The sequence below is a fragment of the Pseudactinotalea sp. Z1732 genome (assembly GCF_049724975.1).
Classification (GTDB): domain Bacteria; phylum Actinomycetota; class Actinomycetes; order Actinomycetales; family Beutenbergiaceae; genus CALKWS01.
On sequence record NZ_JBMPQC010000002.1, the window covers coordinates 333,929 to 360,556 of the forward strand.

Sequence of the window (26,628 nt, forward strand, 5' to 3'; positions counted from 1 at the left end):
ACCCGCGCTCGGCTAGATCCCGCGCTCGGGTCCGTCCTGCTGGCCCACACTGGTGACGGTGGTGAGCAGGAACACCGAGTCCGTCAGTGCCCGGACCGCGTGCCGCTCATGGGTCAGCACCTGCAGGTGCCCCTCGGCGACCTCGACGTCCCGCTCACCCAGACTGGTGACCAGAACGCGCCCGGTGAGCACCTGGATGCTGGCAGCGTGGGGGGAGTTGTGCTCGGCGAGTTCCGTGCCCGTGCACATGGCGATCACGGATTGTCGTAGGAATCCGTCGCGCACGATCAGTTCGGCACTGCGCCCATGAGGGTCAGCCCGGGCCGCTTCCACGTGGGTGGTGCACAGATCGTCCAAGTTGGCCACGATGCCTCCAGATGTCGTCCTCCGACTCCACGAGCCTATCCCGGTAGCGGGGTTCGGGTGCACCCGATGAAGCCGCCATCTGGTGACCGGGTCGCCCGAACCGGCGCGATGGGCAGTCCGAATACCGCCCGCGCCACCCCAGCAGGTGTCACCCTGGTGGCATGACCTCCGATGCCCGGGCGACCACCGACGGCGGCGCGCTGTATTACTGGGACTACCTGGGCCTGGAGCATCTGCTCAGCGCCCAGAACCCGCGCAGTGACGTCGGCGGGCGCAGCGCCCACGACGAGTTGTTGTTCATCACGGTGCACCAGGCCTATGAACTGTGGTTCAAGCAGATCCTGCACGAACTCGACGACGCCGTGCACATCATGAACGCCGGTCACATACCCGAGCATGCGATGGGACAGGTGGCCGACCGGCTGGAACGGATCACCGCGATCCAGCGGCTGTTGCTGGAGCAACTGACCGTTCTGGAGACCATGACCCCGCTGGACTTCCTGGACTTCCGGGACGCACTGGTGCCCGCCTCGGGCTTCCAGAGCGTGCAGTTCCGGTTGATCGAGAACCGGCTTGGCCTGGACGTCAAACGACGGCTGAAGATCCACGGTTCGCCCTACACCGCGGTGCTGTCGGCCGAGCACGCCGAACTGCTCGCCGATGCCGAGGCCGCCCCGACCCTGCGCGCCGGACTGGACGAGTGGCTGGCACGGACCCCGTTCCTGCGGTTCGGTGACTTCGACTTCTGGTCCGCCTACGCCGGGGCGGTCGACACCATGCTCGCAGCCGAACGGGACGCGATCCGGAATCTGGAGAGCCTGACCGAGGAGGGGCGTGCCGAGCAGTTGGCCTCGTTGGACGCCACTGCTGACTCCTTCCAGACCCTGTTCGACGCCGACCGCTACGCCGAACTGCAGGACCGAGGGCAACGGCATCTGTCCCGCGATGCCTTCCTGGCGGCCCTGCTGATCAACCTGTACCGGGACGAGCCCCTGTTCCAGATCCCGTTCCGGGTTCTGCGCGCGGTGGTGGACGTCGACGAGGGCTTCACCACGTGGCGCCAGCGCCACGCGGTGATGGTGCACCGGATGATCGGCGGAAAGATCGGCACCGGTGGCACCTCCGGGCACGCCTACCTGGCCGCCGCCGCGAACCGGCACCGGGTGTTCAACGACCTGTTCGACCTACCTACCTACTACGTGCCCCGCTCGGCCCTGCCACGGCTTCCGAGGGAGGTCTCGGCCCAGTTGCGGTTCCAGTTCGAGGACGACGGCGGATGATCGGCGGGCGAAAGAGCCTCGCCGAGCACTTCAACGCTGCCCTGCGCTCCGGGGTGCTGCACCTGGCCGCGCACAGCCACCACCCGTGGCCGGACGTGACGCGCGAGGCACACCTGCGCGCCTGGGACGTGGCAGCCAGGGATCTGGACGGCAAGTGGGCCACGGTGCTGGAGACCGAACTGCCGCAGGCCAGGCGCCACGTGGCCGGCCGGCTGGGCCTGAGCGATGCCGATGAGATCGCCTTCGCCCAGAACACCCACGAACTGTTGTTGCGGATCTGCTCGGCGCTACCCATGCCGATGCGGGTGCTGACTACCGACGCCGAGTTCCACAGCGCCACCCGGCAACTGGACAGATGGGCCGAGGCTGGCCTGGCTCTGGTGGAGCGGGTGCCGGCCGAACCGTTGCACACGTTCCCCGAGCGGTTCGTCGACGCGATGGGGCCCGAGCACGATCTGATCCTGTTCTCCCATGTTTTCTACAGTTCTGGTTACGCCGTGCCCGATGTGGCCCAGATCGTGTCCGCGGTACCGGACGAGCGCACCTTCGTCGTCGTCGACGGCTACCACGCGTTCATGGCGCTGCCCACCTCGGTCACCCCGATCGAGGACCGGGCGTTCTATCTGGCCGGGGGATACAAGTACGCCATGGCCGGGGAGGGGGTCTGCTTCGTCAACGCACCTCCCGGGTACGCGCAGCGACCGGTCAACACCGGCTGGTTCGCCGCCTTCGATCACCTAGCGGACAGCCCGGGCACGGGATCGAGGGGCGTCACGTATGCCCGGGGCGGGCAACGGTTGGCGGGATCCACGTTCGACCCCTCGGGGTTATTCCGGTTCAACGCGGTGCAGCGCTGGCTCGACGACCTCGGCGTGGGCGTGGCCGAGATCCACGGGCACGTGTCCGGACTGCAGGACAGGGTGCTGGCCGGCCTGGTGCAGCATCCGGGCATCCTCGCCGGAGCCGAACTCATCCCAGCGGCCGGGTGCGACCGTGGGCACTTCCTCACCTACCGCACCCCGGCAGCGGGCCAGATCGCACGCACCCTCGCCGAACGGGGTGTGTTGGTGGATCACCGCGCCGACCGGTTGCGCCTGGGACTGGGGGTGTACCACGACGAGGAGGACGTGGACCGGCTGATCAAGGAGTTCGGCAGGGTCTGAGGCGCTGAGCTTCTATGCTTCGGTTGCGCTAATCGTCCGCCAGCCTTATCGCCACCTCTGTTCGCCAGTGCGATGGGTCGGGGTCATCGTCCGGTCCATCAAGCATGGACTCGACGCGTCCGCCAAAGACATCCCGATCCTTGCCCTCCTCGCGATCCATCCGGAGTCCCTGTCGCGCGATCCAATCGATCAGCGCCCCATTCCCTTGAGTACCGTTCTCCACACCGGTGAAGAGCAACGAGGCGTACCGCCCCGCGGGCAGCACCCCGGCGACGATGCGTTCATCGCCCCGCTCAGGCCCGGGCACCGGAAAACCGACGGTGATGTCGAGGTCGGTGTCCATATCAATGACGTGATAGCGGACCAGGGGGGCTCCGGTCGCCTCCATTCCCCGCGTCGCCAGCCATGCCGCCGCCTCGTCCACGCACGGGGGTATCACCGAGCCCAGTTCCTGCATGGGAACCCGGGTGCGGACTCCCACGTAGTACTGCTCATCGCGCTGGGCAATCGTTGGTTGTGTGAACCGCATGATCTGCTCCCTCGGGTCAGTCGGAGCGCTCATGGCTCGGGCGGAATCAGCCCGGGAACCGGAATCGGGTCTGGCTGAACGGCGTGCCTTTGCTGAACGCGAGAATTTTTGTGGGCCGGACAGCGAACACCAGAACCGGTTCGGTTCCGGGCTCCGGGTCGCTCCCCGGGTGGGCGAAACCGCCGCTCACCACGTCGTAGGGCCAGTCGAGCTCGGCCAGCCAGCGGTCCGCGAGCCGGTGCAGCGTGGTGGGGTCGGCGACGCGCTCGGCGTCGCCCTCCACGGCTACGTCCAGCCCGGAGTTCATATCAGCGGTTCCGGTGCTCAGAACGCAGGTGGGGGAGCGGGCCAGGTTGACTGCCTTCTGCTCGGTGACGCCGGTGGCGAAGTAGAGGACCCGCTCGTGCCAGATCGCCGGCAACGGCACCGCATGTGGTCGCCCGTCCGCGCGCGTCGTGGAAAGCCAGAACATCTGCCGTTCCTGCAACACCGCGCTCACCTCACGCCAGGACGGAGGGCGGGCATCGGCATCGGAGTAGCGGCGGTCGAGTTCGGGTGCGGGCGTCGATTCGTTCATCCAGGTCCTCCGCGTTGTGATGGGGTGATGTGGTACTGACCCTGGCACGGGGCAGAACTCATCGCACTGACGAGAACAAGCCCGAGCCGGCCGACGTGGCTGGGCTGTTCGGTCGAATAGAATGTAGGTGGATGAGTCGGCCAGGCGGTCGCGTTGCGGAGAGATCCGTACCGAGGAACGTCCGGGCTCCACAGGGCAGGATGGTGGGTAACGCCCACCCGGGGTGACCCGCGGGACAGTGCAACAGAAAGTAAACCGCCGCATCTTGATGCGGTAAGGGTGAAACGGTGGTGTAAGAGACCACCAGCACACCGGGTGACCGGTGTGGCTAGGTAAACCCCATCCGGAGCAAGACCAGACAGGAAACACCTGAGGGCTGCCCGCCCGAGTTTCCGGGTAGGTCGCTGGAGGCCTGCGGTAACGCAGGTCCTAGATGGATGGCCGCCCCCGGGGCGCACGCCCCGGCGACAGAACCCGGCGTACCGGCCGACTCATCCGCCCTCCGAGCCACCTGGTTCCGGCCCGCTCCGTTGTGCAGCGACCGGGCGTGCTACTCCACCGGCACATCGGTGATGCCGCTCCACAGGGTCGTGGTCGCGACCACGGCATCGACCTCGGCGCTCCGGTCCGGTTCCTCATCGTGGGCGTCCGGGCTGCGTCGTTCTCCGGCCGCGGCGTCATCGCCGGAATCGGGAGGAGTCTGCGGATGCTGCATCGGCGGTTCGGCAGGTTCGTCCGGATTGCTACAAGCCGCCGCGAGCAGGATCGCGGCCAGCATCACCGAGATCACGTTGCGGATGGAACGCTTCACTAGCACTGCCCCCTGAGAGTATTTGACCCCTGATCAGCGGAGCAGCGGCTCCGCGGCGCCGCAGTCTACCAACCGGGGACTACGGCGGGATCAGGGAGCCCCTCACACCGGCGCCCGCCCAACCCGTCGCTGCGGGTAGTGCGGCAGAGTTCCTCAGGCCTCTGCTTCGGCGGCCATGATCGCCGCCCCGATGATGCCGGCCTTGTTCCTCAGGTGAGCCGGCACGATCGGGGCATTGGTGGTCAGCAACGGCACGAACTTCTTGTGGTCCTTGCTGACTCCACCACCGAAGACGAACAGGTCCGGGGAGAAGAGCAACTCGACGTGGGTCATGTAGCGCTGCAGGTTCACCACCCACTGCTCATAGGACCACCCCATCTTGTCCTTCACACCGGAGGAGGCGATCTTCTCGGCGCTGTCGCCGTCCATGATCAGGTGGCCCAGTTCGGTGTTCGGCACCAGTACGGAGTTATGGATCAGCGCGCTACCGATCCCGGTGCCCAGCGTCAGCACCAGCACCACCCCGGGCACATCCTTGGCAGCCCCGTACCGCATCTCCGCGTACCCGGCGGCGTCCGCGTCATTGATGATGTGTGCTGCGCGGCCCGTGTGGGTTTCGACCACCTCGGCCAGGTTGGTGCCGACCCAGTCGGAGTGCATGTTCGCCGCGGTCGCGATCACGTCGTGCTGGACGACGCCCGGAAAGGTCACTCCGACCGGAACCTGCTCGGGCAGGTCGAATCGCTCCACGATCGTCCTCAGGATCAGCCCCACCGCCTCGGGTGTGGACTCCTTCGGGGTGGGGAGGCGGAACCGGTCCGTCAGGAACCTGCCGGTGTTCAGGTTGACGGGAGCGCCCTTGATTCCCGAACCGCCGATGTCGATACCGAAGCCGATGGCGTCCGCCTCGAGGGAATGTTCCATGGAGAGGTTCATGGTGGCCTTGTCGGTTCCTTTGCTCACGTGTGAAGGGAGCGTGCGTGGCAAACGCTATCCAGGCATCGCCGGTCCATGCCATAATCTAGCTTGCCATCAAAGGAGGTCGGTCGTGGCTGAGCACGCAGACGACTCCGTGGAACGCAAGTACTACTTCAACGTCAGCACCGGTAAGGTCGAACAGGGCTATGTCAGTGGCGTAAGCCACCGAATGGGGCCCTATGACACACCGGAGGAAGCCGCCCGTGCACTGAAGATCGCACGGGAGCGTAACGCTGAGTGGGAGGCCGAGGAGGAGCGTGAGCGCGCCTGGGCCGAAGGTGAGGATGATGACGGAGTGTAATCAGGCCGACCGGGACGGGATGCCCAGGCTGGGTCGGGCCATCGCGTTGCTGTGCGCGTTGGTGCTCGGTCTCGGCTTTGCCGCGCCCGCGCTCGCCGACCCCGGCGATGACGGTGGGCTGGACCTGAATCGGTACAGCAAGTGGACTCGCCCCCTCCAGGGCGTGGTGGTTGCACTGGACCCGGGGCACAACGGCGGCAACTTCGGCGATCTGCGCGCCATCTCCCAACGAGTCTCCGACGGCCGTGGCGGTTTCACGACCTGTGACACGCTCGGAACCTCCACCATGGACGGGTACACCGAACACGAACTCGCCTACGACGTGGCGCAGGTGCTGACCGAGCGGCTGGAGTACCTGGGCGCGACGGTGCTGTCCACGCGTACCGACGACCACAGCATCGGGCCGTGCGTGGACGTGCGCGGGCGGTTCGCCGAGGACAACGACGTTGACATCCTGTTGTCGCTGCACGCCAGCAGCAACCAGGACCGCACCCGATCCGGGTTCCACGTGGCGGTGGCTGACCCGGCGCTCTCGCCGTCCCAGGACGGGCCCAGCCGGCAGCTCGCCGAAGCCGTCGTCGAGGGCATGGGTGCGGCCGGCCTACAGCCACACCCCGGGCTTGACGACGCCATCGCCGAACGCTCCGACCTGGCGACTCTGAACTTTGCGCGACGTCCCGCGGTGCAGGTGGAACTGGGCGAGATGCAGAACCCGGCCGATGCGGAGTTGATGACCTCGGCGCAGGGCCGACTCGCTTATGCCGAGGCACTGGCCGAGGGCGTGCTGCTCTGGCACGAGGGCCTCGACGCCGGTCGGAACTGAGCCCCGGAGGTCCGAGCCGGTAGGCTCTACTCCCAGTAGGTGTGCTCGGCCGCCGGGAACGACCCGTCCCGGACTTCAGCGGCGTAGGCCTGGGCCGCGTGCTTCAACTCGGTGCCGATCTGGGCGAACTGCTTGGAGAATCGCGGCGCCCAGGAACCCATACCGGCCATGTCCAACCAGACCAGCACCTGGCCGTCACACCCCGCACCGGCACCGATGCCGATGGTGGGGATGCGCAACTGGTCACTGATCCGTTGCGCCACCGGGGCCGGCACCATCTCCAGCACCACACCGATCACGCCGGCCTCCTGCAGGGCCAGCGCGTCGGCCAGCAGCGCCCCGGCGGCGTCCTCACCACGTCCCTGCACCCGCTTGCCGCCCAGGATGTTCTCCGACTGCGGCGTCAGACCCAGGTGCCCGAAGACGGGGATGCCGCCGTCGGTGAGGAGTTTGGCGTGGGCGGCGACCCGTCGTCCTCCTTCGATCTTCACCGCATGTGCTCCGCCTTCCTTGAGCATGCGCACGGCGGACTCCCACGCTTGCGTGGGAGAGGCCTCGTAGGAGCCGAACGGCAGATCGGCCACCACCATGGGGCGCGCGGTGGCCCGGGTCACCGCCCGGACGGCAGGGATGAGTTCGTCCATGGTGACCGGGATCGTATTGGGGTGGCCGAGCATATTGTCGCCGATGGAATCACCCACGAGCAGGATGTCGATCCCGGCCTCGTCGAAGATCCGAGCAGTCATCGCGTCGTAGGCGGTCAGCATGGTCAGTCGCTCACCGGCTGCCTTGGCGGCCTCCAGATGCTGCACCCGCACCCGCCTGGGGCGTCGGGCGTTCACCGCGGGCAGGGCAGAGGTGGGCTCGGTCGGCTCAGGCATGACGCCAGCCTACCGGGGTGCTTGCTCCCGGAAGCCGCCGGTGACGGGCAACCGTCGGTCCCGGCCGAAGGCCATCGAGGTCACCTTCGGTCCCAGGGGATACTGACGGCGCTTCCACTCCGCCTGGTCCACCAGCCTGACCACCAGGTCGACCACCTCGACCGCGAATCCCTCCTGCACGAGTCGGGCACGGCTCTGGTTCCGCTCCACATACGCTTCCAGCACCGCGTCGAGGACGGCGTAGTCGGGCAGGGAGTCGGTGTCGCGCTGATCGGGGCGCAATTCGGCGGAGGGTTCCTTGGTGATGGTGTTCTCCGGGATCGGTTCCACCTGCCCGTCCCGGCGGGCACGTTCGTTGCGGTAGCGGGCCAGTTCCCACACCCGCGACTTCGATACGTCCTTGATCGGCGCGAACCCGCCCACCGCGTCGCCGTAGATGGTGGAATAACCCACCGCGAGCTCGCTCTTGTTCCCCGGCGCGAGCACCAGATGATGCTCGCTGTTGGACACCGCCATCAGGATCAGTCCCCGAATGCGGGCCTGCAGGTTCTCCTCGGCCACCCCCTCCAGGCGCAGTTGAGCCTGGAAGGCATCGAAGAGGTCGACGATGCCAACCGTGCGGAAGTTCTGCTCCGGCATGCCCAACCGCTGGGCCAGGTCGGCGGCGTCGTCGCGGGAGTGCTCCGAGGAGTAGGCCGAGGGCATCGAGATCCCCACCACCGCCTCAGGGCCGAGTGCATCGGCTGCGATCGCGGCCACGAGTGCCGAATCGATGCCGCCGGACAGGCCCAGCACCACCGAGGCGAAGTTGTTCTTGCGCGCGTAGTCACCCAGGCCGAGCACGAGAGCCTGGTACATCTGATCCGGGTCCGAACCTGCGGGCGCCACAGCCTGCCCCGGACCCCCGGCCAGATCCACGGTCACGACCTCCTCACGGAACATCGAGGCCCGGGACAGGACCTGCCCACCGGCATCCACAGCGAAGGAGCCGCCGTCAAAGACCAGGTCGTCCTGACCGCCGATCAGGTTGACGTAGACCACCGGGCAGCCGAGCTCACCGGCTCTCCGGCCCACCAGTTCGGCGCGCTGATCGGTCTTGCCCCGTTCGTACGGGGAGCCGTTGAGCACCAGCAACCCGGCCAGGTCCGCTCCGGCCAGGTCCCCGATGACGTTGCCGTCGCGCCAGATGTCCTCACAGATCGCCAGACCGAGCCGGTGCGCACCGACCCGGATGATCCCCGCCTGCGTCCCGGGTGCGAAGATGCGGTACTCATCGAACACCCCGTAATTGGGTAGGTGCTGCTTGGTGTAGGTGTACTCGATCCCGCCGTGATGCAGCACCAGGGCGGTGTTCGTAGGCCGGCCGTCGGGGGCGGAGCCCAGGGACCCGACGACGACGGCGACCTCGCCCAAACCGTCGGCCTGCAGGTCCCGGGCCAACTCGGCCGCGCCGGCCTGGGCAGCCTCGCGAAAGGACGTGCGCAGCGCCAGGTCCTCGATCGGGTAACCCGTCAGGGCCATCTCCCCGAAGACCACCACGGTGGCGCCCTGGCGGGCGGCCGTGGCGGTGTGGGCACGCACCAGGGCGGCGTTGCCGTCCAGGTCCCCCACAGTCGGATTGACCTGGGCCATAGCGACGCGTAGTGCACTCATGCGGCCCATCGTAGAACGCATGAACCCGCGATGACCTGCCATGATGTAAACCCGCACGGTGGCCGACCCGGGCGGGCGGCCCGATCCGAGTGGAGGTGCCCCAACGATGGACCAGCAAGCCGAGCACGTCCTGCGGGTGGTGGAGGAACGAGACGTCCGATTCATCAGGTTGTGGTTCACCGACGTGCTGGGCACGTTGAAGTCGGTGGCGATCGCGCCGGCGGAGTTGGAGAACGCCTTCAGCGAGGGCATCGGATTCGATGGCAGTTCGATCCAGGGCCTGGCCCGGATCTCCGAATCGGACATGCTGGCCAGGCCGGATGCCTCGACCTTCCAGTTGCTTCCCGGCAGGGACAGCCCGCACACCGCACGGATCTTCTGCGACATCCTCACCCCGGAGGGGGAGCCGGCGCCGGCCGACCCACGAGCTGTCCTCAAGCGCGCTCTCGGCGTGGCCGCCGAGGACGGATTCACCTTCTACACCCACCCCGAGATCGAGTTCTACCTGTTCCACCTGAACGAGGACGAGACCGCACCGCTGGTGCCGGTGGATACTGCCGGGTACTTCGACCACGTGGCGCGCGGCCAGAAGGGGCACGACTTCAGACGTGAGGCGATCTCGCTGCTGGAGTCAATGGGCATCTCGGTGGAGTTCTCCCACCACGAGGCCGGCCCGGGTCAGAACGAGATCGACCTTCGCTATGCCGATGCCCTGTCCACGGCGGACAACATCATGACGTTTCGGACCCTGGTGAAGGAACTGGCCCTGGAACGAGATTTCCAGGCCACCTTCATGCCCAAACCGCTTCAGGGCGAGCCCGGGTCCGGGATGCATACGCACCTGTCCTTGTTCGAGGACGATGTGAACGCCTTTCACGCCCCGGGGGCCGAGTACCAGCTCTCGCCCACCGCGCGCTCCTTCATGGCCGGACTGCTGCGGCACAGTCACGAGATCGCGGCGGTGACCAACCAGTTCGTGAACTCCTACAAGCGCCTCTGGGGTGGGCGCGAGGCACCCAGCTATGTCTGTTGGGGTCACAACAATCGTTCGGCGCTGGTGCGGGTGCCGATGTACAAACCCCTCAAGGGCCAGTCGGTGCGGACCGAGTACCGCGGCCTGGACGCCGCCGCCAACCCATACCTGGCCTTCGCGGTGCTGTTGCGCGCGGGCCTGAAGGGGGTACAGGAGAAGTACGAGCTGCCCGAGGAGGCCGAGGACAACGTCTGGGCCTTGTCCGACGGGGAACGCCGAGCCCTCGGGATCGATCCGCTGCCGGGCAGCCTGGAGCAGGCCTGCCGGGTGATGGAGTCCTCCGAACTGGTGGCCGACACACTCGGGGAGTCGGTGTTCCAGTACTTCCTGGAGAACAAGTACCACGAGTGGGATGCCTACCGGGCCCAGGTCAGCCCGTTCGAGTTGTCCCGGATCGGGCTGATCTGACCGGGGGCAGTATCGGCTCGTCGGCGTCATCGCCACGGGACCGATCGCCTGCCCCGGTGGATAAGGAGATGTGATGCGCACGGAGTCGCCCACGCGGCTGCTGGCGCGTGCAGGGTTCACCGATATCGGGCGTGCCCGGCAATTGTTCGCAGACCCGGTACTGGCACCGCTGCTGGAGCGTGGCGCGGAACCTTCCGCGCCCGACGCCGGTGCCCTGGCTGATTTGGTGGCCGAACTGGGCAGGGTGGCGGATCCGGATCTCGCCCTGCTCAGTTTGGTGCGGCTGGTCGAGGCGGCGGCCGAGCGGGAACCGTTGTATGAGCTGCTCTCGGAGGCAGCGCCGGTGCGATCGCGATTGCTCGCCGTGCTGGGTGGGTCGGCGGCTCTGGGGGACTGGCTGGTGGCGCACCCGGTGGCGGTGCAGATGCTCAGCGGCGCCGGTGAGAGATTGCAGATGCCCGCAGAGCGGGTCCGACGGCGACTACTCACCGCAGCCGGCGCCGACCCCGACGATGCGGTCCCCGTGGGCGCCAGCCCGGGGGAGGGGGCACTGGATTCCTGGCGGCGTGCCTACCGGCGCGAACTCATGCTGATCGCGTCCGAGGACCTGACCGCGCCGGATCCCGAGGCCCTGCAGCCCCAGGTGTCAGCGGCATTGAGCGACCTGGCCGCCGCCGCGTTGGAAGGCGCGCTGGCGCTGGCCCGGGCCGAACTGGGGGACCAGGCCCGCGATGTCCGCCTCGCGGTGCTGGGAATGGGAAAGTCCGGGGGGCGCGAGCTCAACTACGTCTCCGACGTGGATGTGATCTACGTGGTGGAACCGGCCGGGGACCGCACCGAGGACGACGCGGTGCGGGTCGGCGCCAAACTGGCCGCCGCGCTGGCGAAGATGTGCTCGCGGCCGGCGAAGGAGCCACCTCTGTGGGAGGTTGATGCCGCCCTGCGGCCGGAGGGTAAGAACGGGCCGCTGGTGCGCACGCTGGCCTCGCACGTGACCTACTACGAACGGTGGGCGAAGACCTGGGAATTCCAGGCCCTGCTCAAGGCACGCCCGGCGGCCGGGGATGCCGAGCTGGGCCGGGCGTACGTGGAGGCCCTGGCACCGATGGTGTGGGAGGCGGTGAACCGGGAGAACTTCGTGGAGGATTCCCAGGCGATGCGTCGCCGGGTGGAGGAGCACGTACCTGCCGCGGAGGCGGACCGGCAGATCAAGCTGGGCCGCGGGGGGCTGCGGGACGTGGAGTTCACCGTTCAGTTGCTGCAGTTGGTGCACGGGCGTCTGGATCCCGACCTGCGCTCGGCCAACACCCTGGAGGCGTTGGCCGAGTTGTCCGCGGCTGGGTACGTGGGCCGCGATCACGCTGTGGAACTGGGGGAGTGTTACCGCTTCCTCCGGCTCCTGGAGCACCGGATCCAGTTGCACCGGATGCGACGAACACACCTGTTTCCCACTGCGGAGGAGGATCTGCGCCGGCTGGCCCGGTCGCTGGGACACGGCGGCACCGGGGTGGAGGAGTTGACCGAGCGGTGGCGCACCACGCGGGTGCGGGTGCGACAACTGCACAAGGAGTTGTTCTACCGGCCGCTGCTTCCGGCCACAGCACGGCTGTCGGCCGATGAGGCGGGGCTCTCACCGGAGTCGGCCGCGGCCCGCCTGGCGGCGATCGGCTACCGCGACCCTGCCGGTGCGCTACGGCACATCGCCGCGCTGTCCACCGGGTACTCCCGTCGCGCCAAGATCCAACGGCAATTGCTGCCGGTGCTGCTGGGCTGGTTCGCCGAGGGCGCCGATCCGGACCAGGGACTGTTGTCCTTCCGGAAACTCTCCGAGGAACTGGGTGCCACCCACTGGTACCTGAAGATGCTGCGCGATTCGGGCGTGGCCGGTAAGCGCCTGGCCCAGTTGCTCTCGGGTAGTAAGTACGTGGCCGCGAATCTCATCCGCTCACCCGACTCGGTGGCCTGGCTGGGCGACGACGCCGAGTTGCGCCCCCGTTCACTGGAGTCGCTCTGGCAGAGCCTGGACGCGATGCTGCAGCGACGGGAGGACCCGGAGGGCGCCACCAGAACGGTGCGTTACATCCGTCGGCGGGAGCTGACCCGGGGCGCGATCGCGGACGTGTTGCACGGCGTACGAGTAGAGGCGATGAGTGAGATCATCGCCCCCGCGGCGGATCTCGCCCTTCGAGGTGCACTACGGATCGCCACACTGGAAACCGCACCGCAGATGGGCCTGGAGACCGACCCCGGCGAATTCCTCATCGTGGCGATGGGCCGCCTCGGTGGCCAGGAGGTGGGGTATGCCTCCGATGCCGATGTACTGTTCGTCCACGAGCCGCACCCGGGCGTCGATGAGCAGTTGGCCCAGAAGTGGGCCCTGACCGTTGCCGGTCGCGTCCGCAGCCTGCTCGGTTCAACCGAGTCCGAACCAGCACTACCGGTCGACGCCGCCTTGCGCCCGGAGGGCAAGAACGGGCCGATGGTGCGCACACTGTCCTCCTACGCCGAGTACTACCAGCGCTGGGCCCAGGGGTGGGAGCGCCAGGCGCTGCTACGCGCCCGCCCGGTGGCAGGCAACAGCGAGCTCGCGCGAGCCTTCACCGACATGATCGACCCGTTGCGCTATCCCGAGGGAGGCCTGGATGGGTCCGAGGTGCGCGAACTGCGCCGGATCAAGGCCCGGGTGGAGGATGAGCGAATGCCCCGGGGGGTCTCCTCCGCCCACCACCTGAAACTGGGCCGCGGTGGCCTGTCCGACGTGGAGTGGACGGTGCAGTTGTTCCAACTCCAGCACGGCCACGCTGTCTCGGGCCTGCGCGAGACCGAGACGCTCGGGCCGCTGCGGGCCGCCCGGGACGCGGACCTGATCAGCCCTGGCGATGAAGCCAGGATGCGCGAGGCCTGGGAGTTGGCCTCACGCCTGCGCAACGCGAACGTGCTGGCCACCGGCCGGCCGAATCTGCAGCGGGTCGACGTGTTTCCCGCTGGTGAGGAGCTGACCGTGGCCTCTCGATTGATGGGATACAGCCCCGGTCACGCGACGGACCTGGAAGCCGATTGGCTACGCGCCTCCCGACGATGCCGCACGGTGGTGGAGCGCCTCTTCTTCGGCTGAGCCGGCCGCCGTCGCGGTCAGAGCCCGTATTCCTCCAGGAGCCGCAGCCACACCTCACTGATCGTGGGGAAGGCGGGGACCGCATGCCATAGCCGATCCAGCCCCACCTGTCCCACCACGGCGATGGTGGCGGCGTGTAGGAGATCGGACGCAGCCGGGCCCACAAATGTCGCGCCCACCACCACTCGGCGCTCCGGATCGATCACCAGGCGGGCAGCACCGCTGCCTGCGGCCTGGCCCGCACCCGCCAGGGAGGCTCCGGCGACCTGGTCCATCCCCACCGTCACCACTTCGGTGGTCAAGCCTGCTCGCTGCGCCTGTTCCTCGGTGTACCCCACGGCGGCCACCTCCGGGCGGGTGAAGATCACCTGGGGCTCCCCTGCGCCGGCGGATCTGGCCCGCAGCGGGCTCCATGGAGCGACCGGCTCGGCGTCGGAGCCGGCGCCGCTGGGCTCGGCGGCACCGAACCGGTGGGCGATCACGTCTCCGACCACCCGGGCGACGTACTTGCCCTGGTGGGTGGTGTGTGTGGCGCCGGTGACGTCCCCGGCGGCGTACAGCCAGTCGCCCTCGATGCGGCGAACCCGCCCGGTCTCATCGGTGGCGAGTGTCTCGTGCTCGGCCAACCCGATGCTGTCCAGGCCCAGGCCACCGGTGCGCGGCCGGCGCCCGGTGGCTACGAGAACCTCAGCAGCCCGGACCCGCCCGGCAGCATCGGTATCCAGCAGCACGCCGTCGTCGGTTCTCTGCACACCGGTCACGGAGGTATCCAGATGCACCCGTACACCCATAGCGCCCAGGCTCTCCGCGACTGCGGCGCCGGCGAACGGTTCGGTACCGGACAGCAGCCGGCCGCCCCGCACCAGCATCGTGACCTGGCAACCCAGATCCGCCAGCGCGGTCGCCATCTCGGCGGCGACCACGCCCCCACCGATCACCGCCACGGAGTCGGGCACCTCGCGTAGTTCAGTGACTTCCCGATTCGTCCACGGACCGGCGCTCCGCAGGCCCGGGAGATCCGGGACGAAAGGACCGGAGCCGGTGGCGACTACCACGGCGTGGTTGGCCTGCAGGATGAGGTCATCCGCACCACCGCTGCCACCGACACGGACCCGGCGGACCCCGTCGATGCTGCCGTGCCCCCGGACCAGATCCAGCCCGGCATCGGCAAGCCACTGCACATGGGCCGCATCGTCCCAGTGCTGGGTGAACTCATCACGGCCGGCCAGCGCTGCCCGCACGTCCACCCCGCCGGTGATCGCCTCCGTGGCCCCCGGGACCGATCGGGCAGCCGCCAGCGCCGCACCCGGTCGCAGCAGTGCCTTGGACGGCATACACGCCCAGTAGGAGCACTCGCCGCCGACCAACTCATGTTCCACCACGGCCACGCTCAAGCCGGACCGGGCTGCCCGGTCGGCGGCATTCTCACCGACCGGGCCGGCCCCGATCACGACGACGTCGTAGGTTCTGTGCTCTGGCATCGCCAGCCTCCAAGGGGTGCTCCCACCCCATGATGGTCCAGGTCACGGCGCTCCGCGCGGTCAGGCAGCGGGCTCGCTGCGCTCACTCCTCACAGGTGGTGCTTGGTCGCGACCTGTGTGCGGGGCTCGCTGCGCTCACTCCTCACAGGTCGTAATACAGGGCGAACTCGTGGGGGTGGGGGCGCTGGCGCAACGAATCGATCTCCTCGGTGCGCTTGTATTCGATCCAGGTCTCGATCAGGTCCGGGGTGAAGACGTCGCCCTCGGTGAGGTAGTCGTGATCATCGGCAAGTGCGGCGAGGGCGCCCTCCAGGGAGGCTGGAACCTGGGCGATCGCGTTGTGCTCCTCCGGCGGCAGTTCGTACAGGTCCTTGTCGATGGGCTCGGGGGGTTCGATGCGGTTGCGGATGCCGTCCAGACCGGCCATCAGCATCGCCGAGAACGCCAGGTACGGGTTCGCTGAGGGATCGGGCACGCGGAACTCCACGCGCTTGGACTTCGGGGAACTACCCGTGATCGGGATGCGGATGCAGGCCGAGCGGTTGCGGGCCGAGTAGACCAGGTTCACCGGTGCCTCGAAGCCGGGGACCAAGCGGCGGAAGGAGTTCGTGGACGGGTTGGTGAAGGCCACCAACGACGGTGCGTGGGACAGGAGCCCGCCGATGTACCAGCGGGCGGTGTCCGACAGGCCGCCGTATCCCTGTTCGTCGAAGAACAGCGGTTCGCCGTCCTTCCACAGCGACTGGTGGGAGTGCATACCGGACCCGTTGTCCCCATACAGGGGCTTGGGCATGAACGTAGCGGACTTACCGTTGTGCCAGGCGACGTTCTTGACGATGTACTTGAACTTCATCAGGTCATCGGCTGCAGCACGCAGCGTGTTGAACTTGTAGTTGATCTCCTGCTGTCCGGCGGTGCCGACCTCGTGGTGGGCGCGTTCGGGGACCAACCCGACCTCGCGGAGCATCGAGACCATGGAGTCACGCAGGTCGGCGAACTGGTCGTTCGGCGGCACCGGGAAGTACCCGCCCTTGTAGCGCGTCTTGTAGCCGAGGTTGCCGCCCTCCTCCTCGCGACCGGTGTTCCACGCTGCTTCGACGGAGTCGATGTGATAGAAGCCGGAGTGCTGGGTGGTGCCGTAGCGGATGTCATCGAACAAGTAGAACTCCGCCTCCGGCCCGAAGAAGACCGTGTCGGCGATTCCGGTGGAGTTCAGGAAGGCCTCGGCCTTGGCGGCGACGTTGCGGGGATCGCGGGAGTAGGGCTCATCGGTGAACGGGTCCACGATGGAGAAGTTGACCACCAGGGTCTTGTGCGTCCGGAACGGGTCCACGAATGCGCTGGAGACATCCGGGACCAGTTTCATGTCGGACTCATGGATGGCCTGGAACCCACGGATGGAGGACCCGTCGAACATCAGGCCATCGGAGAAGGCGCCCTCCTCGAACGCTTCCACCGGGATGTTGAAGTGCTGCATCACCCCCGGCAGGTCGCAGAACCGGACGTCGACGAACTCCACGCCTTCGTCCTTGGTGAATGCGATGGCTTCTTCAGCGCTGCTGAACATGCGGGCTTCTCCTTGATTGATGAGACCCATACGGGGTGCTTTACGGCAATGCGAGTGTTATGGCTTGGGCATTATATTCACATGGTGCGGTGTTTAGGTATAGCAGGCGTGGCGTTGAGGTTGGTCGGGTCAATCTGCCGGGTCCGTGCAGGTGGAGGAGGTAGCCGGAGGGGTCGTACTACCGTGGAGCGGTGACGAGCGAGCCTACTGAGCATCAGAACCTGGAGCGCCCCCCGGCGCGGAACTTCTGGGGCCGTCGGGTGCTGGCGATCCTGGTGGACTGGTTCGCCTCGATGGCCGTCGCGCTGGTGTTCTTCGCAGGGGATCCGCTGGCGAACCTGGTGATCTTCGCCGTCACCACGTGGGTGCTGCAGGCCACCCTGGGCACCACCATCGGGCACCGACTGGTGGGCGTGGCCACCCGGACCGAGCAGGGGACCACACCCGGATTCCGGCGCGCCCTGATCCGCACGGTGGCCCTCTGCCTGTTGTTCCCGCCGATCGTCACCGATGCGCACGGCCGCGGCTTGCACGAACGCTGGTCCGGGACCCACATCGTGCCGTTGCGCTGAGGTCGCAGCCAACAGGTGCGCGACCGAGGGGGGAACGGCCGGCGGGTCGCAGGCGAAGTCCGGACAGGTAGCGCGCCAGGACCGACGACGAGGAGTCGCCTCGCTGGTGATCCCGGCCGCCTGCGCGATGTTATCTGCCTCGCATCCCCTTGCGGTCCGGCCGCATCTTGGTGATGTCGACGCCCTTGGGTATGGGCAGGCGGCCTGAGCGCAGTGCCCGCAGCCGCTTGGACACCTCCGCCACCTCGACCTTGGTCAGTTTCGGCTTCTGCCGCTGGACCTTCTTGGCGATCTTGGGCAGCGGGATCTGGCCCTCCTCGCGGCCGCACTGCAGCAGGATGATCGGGACGTTCGGCAGCACCCGGGCCACCTTGCGGCGCTCGGCCTCGAGCAGCCGCTTCAGCCGGTGCGGCGGGCCCTCTCCGATCAGCACCACACCGGGACGGCCTACGGCGCGGAAGACCAGGTCCTGGCTGCGCGGATCCACCGCGATCGGCTCCTCCTCGATGTTCCAGCCGCGACGGATGGTGCCGAGCGCGGAGCCGGTCGCGCCGGGCCGGCCCTCGATCCGCCCATAGGCCACCGACTCGGCCCATCTGGAGAGCAGGAACATCGCCCCGAGCAGGGTGAAGGGGAACACCAGCACCGGGACGTAGATCGGGAATCCGATCAACTGCCCCAGCACGGCGCCGACGGCGGTGCCGCCCACGATGATCAGCAGGATCCACCAGGTGATCGACGGTCGCGCCTTGCGAACCATCGTGAAGATCTCCCAGAGCTGGTGGTACCAGCGCCGCTTCTTCACCTTCGGCGTCTTATCGGATGCGTCTTTCTTGGCCATGATGCCCCCAGCCTAGTGCTCCGCGGAGCCCGGCCGGGCGCGGCGCTAGTGAGGTCCGCTCACTACTTGTGGATAACCGGAACGGGGACGGCACCGATTGTGGTTGCCTGAGCAGCATGCAGGTCCCCGGCTACCGGATGAACGGCCCGATCGGCTTCGGCGCCGACGGCGCCACCTGGCTGGCACGCAATGATGACGGGGACGCAGTGGCCGTACGGATGCTGGCGCAGGTACCTCCCGAGCGGCACCGCCACCGGCTGGACCGGTTGGAACGGCTGGCCGGGGTAGAGCACCCGCACCTGGTCAGATTGCGGGAAGTCATCAGCACCGGGCCTGCGCAGGCAGCCCTGGTCACCGAGGCCGTCCCAGGACCCACCCTGGCCACCCTGCGAGTGGGGCGGGGTGGCCTCGGTGTGGACGAAGCCACCGGCATCGGTGCACAACTCGCCTCGGCGCTGGTAGCGCTGCACGAAGCCGGGATCATCCACGGTGATGTCTCCCCGGCCAACGTGGTGCTGAGCCCCGGGGAGGGAGCCGTCCTGGTGGATCTGGCCGGGGAACCCTCCCGAGAGATCGGGACCGGGGGTTTCGCCGCCCCGGAACAGGATCGGGGCGAGGTACCGACCGCGGCTGCCGACATCTACGCCCTGGCCAGGCTGGTGGCCTGGCTGGTGCCCGAGCACCACCAGACCCACGTGCGGGAACGGCTCGCCCCGGCATTGGCCGCCGAGCCGCACCAGCGCTGCACCGCGCAGGAGCTCCACGCGACCCTGGGCAACTATCCCGTCGCACCCGTCAGCGTCCCGGACCTGCGTTCCCTGGCCGGCGTGAGCGTGCGGGAGCACGCCCAGCGAGACGTGACCCGCCGCAGACACGATCACCGACCGCGCCACCGGGCCGATACCGGTAGCCGCCGGGTGGTGGTCGCCGTGCTGCTCGCCGTCGTGCTGGCCGTGGGCCTGGTCTGGATGCTGCCGCGCACCACAACCCTGCCCGGGGCGGATGCGGAGGAGACGGTCACCCCCATCGGTATGTCCACGACCACGCAAGAGGCGGCACGTCCCGGCGAGCACATCGATCGTGTCGAGGCAGCGGGTGATCCGGTCGCGGCCGTCCGGGCGCTGACCCTGGCACGGGACGAGGCCCTGAACACCGCCGATTCCCGCGCCCTCACCAGGCTGACCATCCCCGGGTCGCCCGCAGCCGCCCAGGACTCGGCCCTGGCCGATGCGCTGAATGAGGGAGACGTGCAGGTGACGGGGCTGGCGACCGAGGTGGTCCGTGCCGAGGAGATCACCACTCCCGCGACCGGGGGTGCCGGGGCGCAGGAAGCCGGGGACGCCTCGAGCCCGTGGCCGGGACCGGCCGACGACGAAGGCGCGGCATCGGCGTCGGTACGGGCGGTTCTGCACACGCGCGAGCACAGGCTCACCACGCCGGAGGGCACCGCCACCGTCCGCGCCGAACGCACCTGCGTGGTCTTGGATCTGCGAGCCGGGAGCGACGGTTGGCAGGTGGCGCAGGTGGGCCGGTGCTGATCAGCCCAGCAGCTGCTCGGCAGCGAGGGCGATCGTGGGAGCGGTGAACGTGAATCCGTCGTCGACCAGGACGCGGGGTACCATCCGCTGCGATGCTGTGATCTCGCGGGCGAACTCACCCAGCACCAATCGGATCCCGAAGGCCGGTGCCGGGACGAACGCCGGCCGGCCGAGCTGGCGGGCCAGCGTCGTCGTGACGTTCTTGTTGCGTTCGGGCGTGGGCGCGGACACGTTCACCGGTCCGGTCACCCCCGAGCCCAGCAGGTGCACCATCGCCCGGACATGGTCGGCGCGGGTGATCCATGCCCACCACTGGCGTCCCGAGCCCAACGGTCCGGCGAGTCCGAGGCGCAACAGCGGCATCATTCGGGCCAGCGCCCCCGCGGCGGGGTCCAGCACCAGCCCCGTGCGCAGGAACGCGACCGGTACCCCGGCCCGCACCGCCGGGTCCGCCGCTGCCTCCCACGCCTGGCACACGCTCGGCACGAATCCCTCCCCGTTGGGGGAGTCCTCGGTGAGTTCCTGCTCTCCACCGTCGCCGTAGTAGCCCACCGCGGAGGCCTGCAGGAACCGGATCCGTTCCCCACCGCGCGCGCGCTCGGCGAGGGCGTTGGCCAGTAGTGCCGTGCCATGCACCCGGGAGGTGATGATCAGCCGCCGGTAGCGGGCGTTCCAACGACGATCGCCCATGCCCGCCCCACCCAGGTTCACCACGGCGCTGGCATCCTCCAAGGCAGCCTGCGGCAGGACGCCCGCGTCGGGATCCCACTGCACCTCGTCGGGGCCGCGGGCGGGGCGGCGCACCAGTTGGCGAATCGTGTGGCGCTGTTCGGTCAGGGCGTGGGCCAGTGCCGAGCCCAGGAAGCCGGAGGCCCCGGCCAGGACGGTTACGCTCACAATTCAGCGTCCTTTCCGGTCGGGGCCCTCGGCGGCCGGCTGGGCCGGCATCTGGGTTGGGCGGTCAGAGACCGAGAGCGGCCTCGAACGCGCCCTCCTCCAACCGGTTCTTCACGGCGGTCAGGAAGCGCCCGGCGTCGGCGCCATCGACCAGTCGGTGGTCGTAGGACAGCGACAGGTAGACCATTGACCGCACCGCGATCACCTCGGCACCGTCGATCACGTCCACGACGGGGCGCTTGACGATCGTGCCGATGCCCATGATGCCCACCTGCGGCTGCAGCAGGATCGGGGTGTCGAACAGCGCACCACCCGACCCGGTGTTGGTGATGGTGAAGGTCCCGCCGGACAACTCGTCCGGGGTGATCTTGTTCGCCCGGGTGCGGTCTGCCAGGTCCGCGATGCTGCGAGCGATCCCGGCGATGTTGAGGTCACCGGCGTCCTTGACCACCGGCACCACCAGGCCGCGCTCGGTGTCCACCGCGATACCCACGTTCTCGGCGCCGTGGTAGACGATCTCCTCACCCTCGATCGAGGCGTTCAGGTTCGGGTAGGTCTTGAGCGCCTCGGTCGCCGCGAGCGTGAAGAACGGCAGGTAGGTGAGCTTGACGCCCTCGCGGCGTTGGAACTCCGCCTTCGCCTTGTCCCGCAGTCGCGCCACCCTGGTGACATCCACCTCCACCACGGTGGTGAGCTGGGCCGAGACCTGCAGGGACTCCACCATCCGCTTGGCCACGATCTTGCGCAACCGGGACATCTTCTCCCGCGTGCCGCGCAGCGGCGAGACCTCCCCAGCCGCGCTCGGCTCGGCCTTCTTCTCCGCCGGGGCCTCCTTCGGCTCCTCTTCCTTGGCCTGGGCGGCCTTGGCCGCCGCCTCGGCGGCGTCGAGCACGTCCTGCTTTCGGATGCGCCCACCGACGCCGCTGCCGCTCACGTCCGCCAGGTCCACGCCCTTGTCGGCAGCGAGTTTGCGCACGAGCGGGGTCACGTAGGCGACCGGCTCATCGCCCGAGTCCGCCGTGGGAGCGTCCTCTTGCTTGGGCGCCGGCTCGGACTTGGCTGGTTCGGGCGTTTCCGGTTCGGGTTCGGACTTCTCCGGCTCGGGTTCGACGTCCTCCGGGATCTGGGCCTGACCGGTCTCCGGTGTTTCCTCACCCTCGGCCTCCGCGGCGTCGGAACCCCCGGAGGCGTCCACCCCCTGCTCGGGCTTGCTGGGCTTCTCGTCCTGCTCGGGCTCGCTGGGCTGCTCAGCGCTCTCACTGGGCGCCTCGGCCCCGGAGTCGCTGCCGGCGTCACCGGAGCCGACGTAGGCCAGCGCAGCGCCCACCTCGACGGTCTCGTCCTCCTCGACCACGATCTCCAGCAGTGTGCCGGCCACGGGCGAGGGGATCTCGGTGTCGACCTTGTCGGTGGAGATCTCCAGCAGCGGCTCGTCCACCTCGACCTCATCGCCCACGGACTTCAGCCACTGGGTGACGGTGCCCTCGGTGACGCTTTCGCCCAGTTCGGGCAGGTTGACGGCGGTGCGCTCACCGCCGCCACCGGAGTCCTGCGACTTGGGTGCGGAGTCGGACTCCCCACCCTTGTCGTCGGCTTCCGGCTCGGGCTCGGGCTCCGGCTCTTCCTCGGCGGCCGGGGCCTCATCCTCGTCGGACCCGGCGTCGGCCGGGCTCTCCTCCTCGGAGGCACCCTCGTCGTCGGAGGCGCCCTCCTCGGCGTCGTCCCCGCCTGAGGCACCCTCACCGCTGCCGATGACGGCCAGTTCGGCCCCCACCTCGACGGTTTCGTCCTCCTCGACCAGGATCTTCTCCAGCACTCCGGCCACGGGCGAGGGGATCTCGGTGTCGACCTTGTCGGTGGAGACCTCCAGCAAGGGCTCGTCCACCTCAACTTCATCACCGACGGACTTCAGCCACTGAGTGACAGTGCCTTCGGTAACGCTCTCGCCCAGAGCGGGCATCTGCACGGATTCGGACATGACCTTCTCAGTCTCCTTCGTCGGGTCAGTGATTCGAGTGCAAGGGTTGACCGGCCAGAGCCAGCGCCGCCTCGCCGAGCGATTCGTTCTGTGTGGGGTGAGCGTGAATGAGCGGTGCCACGTCCTCAGGGTATGCCTGCCAGCCCACCATCAACTGCGCTTCACCGATGAGTTCGCCCACACCTTGACCGATCAGATGGGCGCCCACGATCGGTCCATCGTTCACCCGCACCAGTTTGACCAGCCCCTGTACGCCCTGGATCTGGCTGCGTGCGTTGCCGGCGAGGTTGAACTCACCGGTCTGCACCGACTCCTCGCCGTGCTCCTGCCGGGCCTGTGTCTCGGTCAGGCCGACGGCGGCAACCTCGGGGTCGGAATAGGTCACCCGGGGAATGGTGTCATCCGCGACCGGCACGGGGCGCAAACCCGCGATCTCCTCGGCGACGAAAATGCCGTGGGCGAATGCGCGATGGGCTAGTTGCGCGCCGCGCACCACGTCCCCGACGGCGTAGATCCCTTTGCGGCTCGTGCGCAGTCGCTCATCGGTGGCGACGAAACCGTCTGCGAGGTCCACCCCGGCGTCTTCCAGCCCCAGGTGAGCGGTCACCGGTGTCCGGCCCACACTGACCAGCAGCACCTCGGCCGTGACCTCGGTGCCGTCGGCCAAGGTGATGGAGACCTGGTCGCCCTGATCGTCCACGTGCTCTACCCGGGCCTCGGTCCGGACGGTGATCCCGCGCTTCTTGAACGCCCGCCGCAGCCCTTTGCTCAGGTCTTCGTCCTCACCGGGTAGGAGGTGGGGCAGGGCCTCCACCACCGTGACCTCGGTGCCGAGCGAGCGCCACATACTGGCGAACTCGACACCCACCACCCCGCCACCGATCACGATCGCCGAACTGGGGATCCACTCCAGTTCCAGCGCCTGGTCCGAACTCAGCACCCGTCCGCTCAGGGAGGCCCCGGGCAGGCTGGCTGGCCGGGAACCGGTAGCGACAACGACATGGCGGCCCCGCACGGGCGCGTCGTTGACCATCACGGTGTTGGCATCGGTGAGCATGCCCCGACCTGGGATGAGCTCGATGCTGCGGGCCGACACGAGCGACTGCAGCCCCTTGTACATCCGGTCCACCACGGTCCGCTTGCGGTGCTGCATCACGGCCATGTCCAACCCCTGGAGCGATGCGAGCACACCGAAGTCCTCGCCCTGGCGCACCACGTCGGCCACGTGCGCCGACTGGAGCAGCGCCTTGGTGGGGATGCAGCCGCGGTGCAGGCACGTTCCGCCCACCCGGTCGACCTCCACCATGGCTACCGACAGTCCGAGTTGGGCTCCGCGCAGAGCCGCTGCGTAACCGCCGCTACCGGCGCCGAGCACGATGAGGTCGTACGGGACGGACTCCTCGTCGTTCACGGGCTGCTCCTCGATCGCGTCGGTACCGAATGGCGCGGGGTGCCACCATCTTGGCACTGGTTGGGCCTTCGCCCCAATCGAGCCGGCCGGTGCGGTCCGATCGGATGCGCCCCGGGCCGGCTCAGGCGTTCGCGGCGTCCTCGAGCAGGCGCAACATCGTGCGCACACCCACCCCGGTGCCGCCCTTGGGAACGTAGTGGCGGGGAGAGGCTTCGTTGAAGGCCGGTCCGGCGATGTCCAAGTGCGCCCACGGGGTGTCGCCGACGAACTCCTGCAGGAACAGCCCGGCGGTGAGCATCCCACCGAAGCGGTCCCCGATGTTGGCGAGGTCGGCCACGGTCGACTTCAGCGACGGGCGCAACTCACCCGGCAACGGCATCGGCCAGAACTGCTCACCGCTGGTGCTGGCTGCGGCCACCACCTGCTCGCGCGCGTCGTCGGTGCCCATCACGGCGCTGACCTGGTTGCCCAGGGCCACCATCTGAGCACCGGTGAGGGTGGCGATGTCCACGATCAGATCCGCCTTGGCCTCGGTCGCGGCGACCAGCGCATCGGCAAGCACCAACCGGCCCTCGGCGTCGGTGTTGAGGACCTCCACGGTCTTACCGCCGCGGATCTCGATCACGTCCGAGGGCCGTTGGGCGGTGCCTGAGGGCATGTTCTCGGCCAGCGCCAGGTAACCGGTCACGGCGATCGGCAACTTGAGCTCGGCGGCCGCCAGCACGGTGTGCAGCACGGCGGCGGCGCCGGCCATGTCCAACTTCATGGTCTCCATGCCCTTGGCGGGCTTGATCGACAGACCGCCGGAGTCGAACGTGATGCCCTTGCCGACCAGGGCGTAGTGGGTCTTGGCCTTGGCCGGCTTGTAGGTCAGGGTGACCAGCCGGGGCCCGCGGTCCGAGCCCTGGCCCACGCCGAGCAACCCGCCGTAGCCGCCGGCCCGCAGAGCCTTCTCATCCAGCACCTCGATCCCCACCTTGGTGCCCTTGACGAGGCCGCGGGCGGTCTCGGCGAAGGACTCCGGGTACAGGTCCTTCGGGGAGGTGTTGACCAGGTCCCGGGTGGCGTTGACCCCCTGGGCGAGGATCCGTGCCCGCTCCACCGCGTCCTTGACCGCCTTCTGCTTGGCGGCTCCGCAGATCACCACGATCTGGGCAGGGGTCGGCACGTCCTTCTTGTACCGCGTGAAGCGGTAGGCCCCGAGCAGGGCCCCCTCGGTGACGGCGCCGGTGGACTCGGCGTCCTCCAGCCCGAAGAGGAGGGCGATGTTCTTGGCGCCCTCCAGTTCGCGCACCGCGGAACCGGCGGCGCGACGGATCTGCTCGGCATCGGGCTGCCCATCCACCTCGCCCAGTCCGGTGAACGCCACGGTGGTTGCCGCCAGCTGCTCCGGGGCGGGCACGCGGGTCACCTTGCCCGGCTCCCCGGAGATGTCCAGCAGTTCGATGGTGCCGGCGAGCGCGGCGCGCACCTGGTCATCCAGGGCTGGGTTGGCCAGCAGGGAGGCGGATCCGCCATTCTCGTACACCGGGATCACCAGGGCGTCGGCAGGCAGGCGGACAGGGCTCTTGGAAGTCAGCGTCAGTTCAGTCACGTACGTCATGGTACCGACCAGCGACTACTGTGCTGCCTGTGCTGATCCTGACATGGTGCATCATCGGCGCTTCCCTGGTTCTCGCCGGGTGGGCGGGCATTCGCGGCCTCCGCGACCGTCCGGTGATCTTCATCCAACTGATCGGCGGCGCGTTGGTGGTCCTGGCGATCATCGCGCAGATGGTGGTGACCGGCATCGCCCTGGGGTCGGCGGAGCACACGGTCGACACCGTGCTGCTGTGGGGCTACCTGATCACGGCGCTGGTGCTGCTGCCGGCCGCCGGCTGGTGGGCGGTGCTGGACCGATCCCGCTGGTCCTCGGTGGTGCTGGTGGTGGCGGCCTTCACGATCGCGGTGTTGCAACTGCGGATCTGGCAGATCTGGGTGATCGGGTGAACACGGCACTGACCCCGGCTGAGGACACCCGCCGACCCGCCTACGGCGCCGGGCGCGCTTTGATCGTCGTCTACGCCGTTTTCGCGATCTCGGCGACCGCCCGCTCGGGAGTGCAGTTGATCAGGGACGCCGGTGAGGCACCGCTGGCCTACGGCCTGTCCGCCTTTGCCGCGGTGGTCTACCTGGTCGCGACCATCGCACTGGCGCACAACGGCCGGCGGTGGCGGCGGGTCGGCTGGCTCGCGGTGCTGATCGAACTGGTGGGAGTGGTGCTGGTGGGGTTGCTGACCCTGACCGATCCCGGACTGTTCCCACGGGAAACCGTGTGGTCCGGTTTCGGGGCGGGTTACGGCTACCTGCCCGCAGTGCTGCCGTTCCTCGGCCTGAGCTGGCTGTGGTGGTCACGACCGGGCCGGGTCGCGGCGCAGTGACCGCC

General features: G+C 68.4%; 24 protein-coding genes and 1 other RNA gene. 11 read left to right on the forward strand and 14 right to left on the reverse strand.

All coding sequences use genetic code 11. The annotated features are described in order from the left end of the window. Nucleotides 1–12: 12 nt before the first annotated feature. On the reverse strand, nt 13–366 hold the full coding sequence (locus tag ACPL7H_RS05330; RefSeq protein WP_424786106.1) for a cupin: 354 nt from the start codon (nt 364–366) through the stop codon (nt 13–15). 161 nt (nt 367–527) lie between these two features. Between ACPL7H_RS05330 and ACPL7H_RS05335 the strand changes: the two genes are divergently transcribed. Together ACPL7H_RS05335 and ACPL7H_RS05340 are read left to right on the forward strand one after the other, a co-directional pair. Beyond that, nucleotides 528–1,646: a tryptophan 2,3-dioxygenase family protein gene (locus tag ACPL7H_RS05335; protein WP_424796035.1), complete on the forward strand. Its 1,119-nt coding sequence runs from the start codon at nt 528–530 to the stop codon at nt 1,644–1,646. Further along, a complete protein-coding gene (locus ACPL7H_RS05340; protein WP_424796036.1) occupies nt 1,643–2,809 on the forward strand; it encodes an aminotransferase class V-fold PLP-dependent enzyme in 1,167 nt (388 codons plus the stop codon). The genes ACPL7H_RS05335 and ACPL7H_RS05340 overlap by 4 nt, the downstream gene beginning before the upstream one ends. Before the next feature lie 28 nt (nt 2,810–2,837). On the opposite strand, the gene ACPL7H_RS05345 is transcribed toward ACPL7H_RS05340, so the two are convergent. Then, complete coding sequence (locus tag ACPL7H_RS05345; protein WP_424796037.1) at nt 2,838–3,338, reverse strand: GyrI-like domain-containing protein; 501 nt, start codon at nt 3,336–3,338, stop codon at nt 2,838–2,840. Between the two features lie 46 nt (nt 3,339–3,384). Further along, nucleotides 3,385–3,915, reverse strand: coding sequence for a pyridoxamine 5'-phosphate oxidase family protein (locus ACPL7H_RS05350; RefSeq protein ID WP_424796038.1), 531 nt, complete (start codon nt 3,913–3,915; stop codon nt 3,385–3,387). A 132-nt stretch (nt 3,916–4,047) separates the two neighbouring features. On the opposite strand from ACPL7H_RS05350, the gene rnpB reads away from it, so the two are divergent. Then, nucleotides 4,048–4,413, forward strand: an RNA gene (gene rnpB, locus ACPL7H_RS05355) — RNase P RNA component class A. 52 nt (nt 4,414–4,465) lie between these two features. On the opposite strand, the gene ACPL7H_RS05360 is transcribed toward rnpB, so the two are convergent. Together ACPL7H_RS05360 and ppgK are read right to left on the reverse strand one after the other, a co-directional pair. After that, nucleotides 4,466–4,726, reverse strand: coding sequence for a hypothetical protein (locus ACPL7H_RS05360; protein ID WP_424796039.1), 261 nt, complete (start codon nt 4,724–4,726; stop codon nt 4,466–4,468). Between the two features lie 153 nt (nt 4,727–4,879). Then, nucleotides 4,880–5,689: a polyphosphate--glucose phosphotransferase gene (ppgK, locus tag ACPL7H_RS05365; protein WP_424796040.1), complete on the reverse strand. Its 810-nt coding sequence runs from the start codon at nt 5,687–5,689 to the stop codon at nt 4,880–4,882. An 85-nt stretch (nt 5,690–5,774) separates the two neighbouring features. Between ppgK and ACPL7H_RS05370 the strand changes: the two genes are divergently transcribed. After that, a complete protein-coding gene (locus ACPL7H_RS05370; protein ID WP_424786099.1) occupies nt 5,775–6,005 on the forward strand; it encodes an SPOR domain-containing protein in 231 nt (76 codons plus the stop codon). Next, a complete protein-coding gene (locus tag ACPL7H_RS05375) occupies nt 5,992–6,828 on the forward strand; it encodes an N-acetylmuramoyl-L-alanine amidase family protein (protein ID WP_424796041.1) in 837 nt (278 codons plus the stop codon). The genes ACPL7H_RS05370 and ACPL7H_RS05375 overlap by 14 nt, the downstream gene beginning before the upstream one ends. Nucleotides 6,829–6,854: 26 nt before the next feature. Here the strand turns inward: ACPL7H_RS05375 and panB are convergent, their stop codons facing one another. Then, a complete protein-coding gene (gene panB / locus ACPL7H_RS05380) occupies nt 6,855–7,709 on the reverse strand; it encodes a 3-methyl-2-oxobutanoate hydroxymethyltransferase (RefSeq protein ID WP_424796042.1) in 855 nt (284 codons plus the stop codon). 9 nt (nt 7,710–7,718) lie between these two features. Then, nucleotides 7,719–9,362 carry an NAD+ synthase gene (locus tag ACPL7H_RS05385; protein WP_424796043.1) on the reverse strand — a complete coding sequence of 548 codons (1,644 nt, stop codon included), beginning with the start codon at nt 9,360–9,362 and terminating at the stop codon, nt 7,719–7,721. Nucleotides 9,363–9,468: 106 nt separating this feature from the next. Here ACPL7H_RS05385 and glnA (ACPL7H_RS05390) point away from each other — a divergent pair, with 106 nt between their 5' ends. Continuing rightward, a complete protein-coding gene (glnA, locus tag ACPL7H_RS05390; RefSeq protein WP_424786095.1) occupies nt 9,469–10,803 on the forward strand; it encodes a type I glutamate--ammonia ligase in 1,335 nt (444 codons plus the stop codon). A 73-nt stretch (nt 10,804–10,876) separates the two neighbouring features. Then, the gene (locus tag ACPL7H_RS05395) at nt 10,877–13,918 is read left to right on the forward strand and encodes a bifunctional [glutamine synthetase] adenylyltransferase/[glutamine synthetase]-adenylyl-L-tyrosine phosphorylase (protein WP_424796044.1); all 3,042 of its coding nucleotides are present in this window, start codon (nt 10,877–10,879) and stop codon (nt 13,916–13,918) included. A gap of 17 nt (nt 13,919–13,935) precedes the next feature. On the opposite strand, the gene ACPL7H_RS05400 is transcribed toward ACPL7H_RS05395, so the two are convergent. Together ACPL7H_RS05400 and glnA (ACPL7H_RS05405) are read right to left on the reverse strand one after the other, a co-directional pair. Beyond that, nucleotides 13,936–15,399 (reverse strand): dihydrolipoyl dehydrogenase family protein, encoded by a 1,464-nt coding sequence (locus tag ACPL7H_RS05400; protein ID WP_424796045.1) that lies wholly within the window; start codon nt 15,397–15,399, stop codon nt 13,936–13,938. Nucleotides 15,400–15,541: 142 nt separating this feature from the next. Further along, nucleotides 15,542–16,966, reverse strand: coding sequence for a type I glutamate--ammonia ligase (glnA, locus tag ACPL7H_RS05405; protein WP_424796046.1), 1,425 nt, complete (start codon nt 16,964–16,966; stop codon nt 15,542–15,544). A 191-nt stretch (nt 16,967–17,157) separates the two neighbouring features. On the opposite strand from glnA (ACPL7H_RS05405), the gene ACPL7H_RS05410 reads away from it, so the two are divergent. Next, a complete protein-coding gene (locus ACPL7H_RS05410; RefSeq protein WP_424796047.1) occupies nt 17,158–17,538 on the forward strand; it encodes an RDD family protein in 381 nt (126 codons plus the stop codon). 130 nt (nt 17,539–17,668) lie between these two features. On the opposite strand, the gene ACPL7H_RS05415 is transcribed toward ACPL7H_RS05410, so the two are convergent. Next, nucleotides 17,669–18,379, reverse strand: coding sequence for a DUF4191 domain-containing protein (locus ACPL7H_RS05415; RefSeq protein WP_424786090.1), 711 nt, complete (start codon nt 18,377–18,379; stop codon nt 17,669–17,671). Nucleotides 18,380–18,495: 116 nt separating this feature from the next. On the opposite strand from ACPL7H_RS05415, the gene ACPL7H_RS05420 reads away from it, so the two are divergent. Then, nucleotides 18,496–19,917, forward strand: a complete 1,422-nt coding sequence (locus tag ACPL7H_RS05420) for a serine/threonine-protein kinase (RefSeq protein WP_424796048.1) — start codon at nt 18,496–18,498, stop codon at nt 19,915–19,917. Here the strand turns inward: ACPL7H_RS05420 and ACPL7H_RS05425 are convergent, their stop codons facing one another. The 4 genes from ACPL7H_RS05425 to ACPL7H_RS05440 form a co-directional block, all read right to left on the reverse strand. Continuing rightward, complete coding sequence (locus ACPL7H_RS05425) at nt 19,918–20,814, reverse strand: TIGR01777 family oxidoreductase (protein ID WP_424796049.1); 897 nt, start codon at nt 20,812–20,814, stop codon at nt 19,918–19,920. 64 nt (nt 20,815–20,878) lie between these two features. Then, a complete protein-coding gene (gene sucB, locus ACPL7H_RS05430) occupies nt 20,879–22,792 on the reverse strand; it encodes a 2-oxoglutarate dehydrogenase, E2 component, dihydrolipoamide succinyltransferase (protein ID WP_424796050.1) in 1,914 nt (637 codons plus the stop codon). Nucleotides 22,793–22,817: 25 nt separating this feature from the next. Further along, complete coding sequence (gene lpdA / locus ACPL7H_RS05435) at nt 22,818–24,203, reverse strand: dihydrolipoyl dehydrogenase (RefSeq protein WP_424796051.1); 1,386 nt, start codon at nt 24,201–24,203, stop codon at nt 22,818–22,820. Nucleotides 24,204–24,324: 121 nt separating this feature from the next. Continuing rightward, on the reverse strand, nt 24,325–25,806 hold the full coding sequence (locus ACPL7H_RS05440; RefSeq protein WP_424796052.1) for a leucyl aminopeptidase: 1,482 nt from the start codon (nt 25,804–25,806) through the stop codon (nt 24,325–24,327). Nucleotides 25,807–25,835: 29 nt separating this feature from the next. Here ACPL7H_RS05440 and ACPL7H_RS05445 point away from each other — a divergent pair, with 29 nt between their 5' ends. Continuing rightward, nucleotides 25,836–26,192 (forward strand): hypothetical protein, encoded by a 357-nt coding sequence (locus ACPL7H_RS05445; RefSeq protein ID WP_424796053.1) that lies wholly within the window; start codon nt 25,836–25,838, stop codon nt 26,190–26,192. After that, nucleotides 26,189–26,623 carry a hypothetical protein gene (locus tag ACPL7H_RS05450; protein WP_424786083.1) on the forward strand — a complete coding sequence of 145 codons (435 nt, stop codon included), beginning with the start codon at nt 26,189–26,191 and terminating at the stop codon, nt 26,621–26,623. The genes ACPL7H_RS05445 and ACPL7H_RS05450 overlap by 4 nt, the downstream gene beginning before the upstream one ends. Nucleotides 26,624–26,628: the final 5 nt, after the last annotated feature.

Excerpts from the sequence above, each read along its gene's own strand:
- ACPL7H_RS05400 (WP_424796045.1), bottom strand. The coding sequence starts at position 15,399 with ATGCCAGAGCACAGAACCTACGACGTCGTCGTGATCGGGGCCGGCCCG.
- panB (WP_424796042.1), bottom strand. The coding sequence starts at position 7,709 with ATGCCTGAGCCGACCGAGCCCACCTCTGCCCTGCCCGCGGTGAACGCC.
- glnA (WP_424796046.1), bottom strand. The coding sequence starts at position 16,966 with ATGTTCAGCAGCGCTGAAGAAGCCATCGCATTCACCAAGGACGAAGGC.
- ACPL7H_RS05345 (WP_424796037.1), bottom strand. The coding sequence starts at position 3,338 with ATGCGGTTCACACAACCAACGATTGCCCAGCGCGATGAGCAGTACTAC.
- glnA (WP_424786095.1), top strand. The coding sequence starts at position 9,469 with ATGGACCAGCAAGCCGAGCACGTCCTGCGGGTGGTGGAGGAACGAGAC.
- ACPL7H_RS05335 (WP_424796035.1), top strand. The coding sequence starts at position 528 with ATGACCTCCGATGCCCGGGCGACCACCGACGGCGGCGCGCTGTATTAC.
- sucB (WP_424796050.1), bottom strand. The coding sequence starts at position 22,792 with ATGTCCGAATCCGTGCAGATGCCCGCTCTGGGCGAGAGCGTTACCGAA.
- ACPL7H_RS05340 (WP_424796036.1), top strand. The coding sequence starts at position 1,643 with ATGATCGGCGGGCGAAAGAGCCTCGCCGAGCACTTCAACGCTGCCCTG.
- ACPL7H_RS05420 (WP_424796048.1), top strand. The coding sequence starts at position 18,496 with ATGCAGGTCCCCGGCTACCGGATGAACGGCCCGATCGGCTTCGGCGCC.
- ACPL7H_RS05350 (WP_424796038.1), bottom strand. The coding sequence starts at position 3,915 with ATGAACGAATCGACGCCCGCACCCGAACTCGACCGCCGCTACTCCGAT.
- ACPL7H_RS05440 (WP_424796052.1), bottom strand. The coding sequence starts at position 25,806 with ATGACGTACGTGACTGAACTGACGCTGACTTCCAAGAGCCCTGTCCGC.
- ACPL7H_RS05385 (WP_424796043.1), bottom strand. The coding sequence starts at position 9,362 with ATGAGTGCACTACGCGTCGCTATGGCCCAGGTCAATCCGACTGTGGGG.
- ACPL7H_RS05415 (WP_424786090.1), bottom strand. The coding sequence starts at position 18,379 with ATGGCCAAGAAAGACGCATCCGATAAGACGCCGAAGGTGAAGAAGCGG.
- ACPL7H_RS05375 (WP_424796041.1), top strand. The coding sequence starts at position 5,992 with ATGACGGAGTGTAATCAGGCCGACCGGGACGGGATGCCCAGGCTGGGT.
- ACPL7H_RS05395 (WP_424796044.1), top strand. The coding sequence starts at position 10,877 with ATGCGCACGGAGTCGCCCACGCGGCTGCTGGCGCGTGCAGGGTTCACC.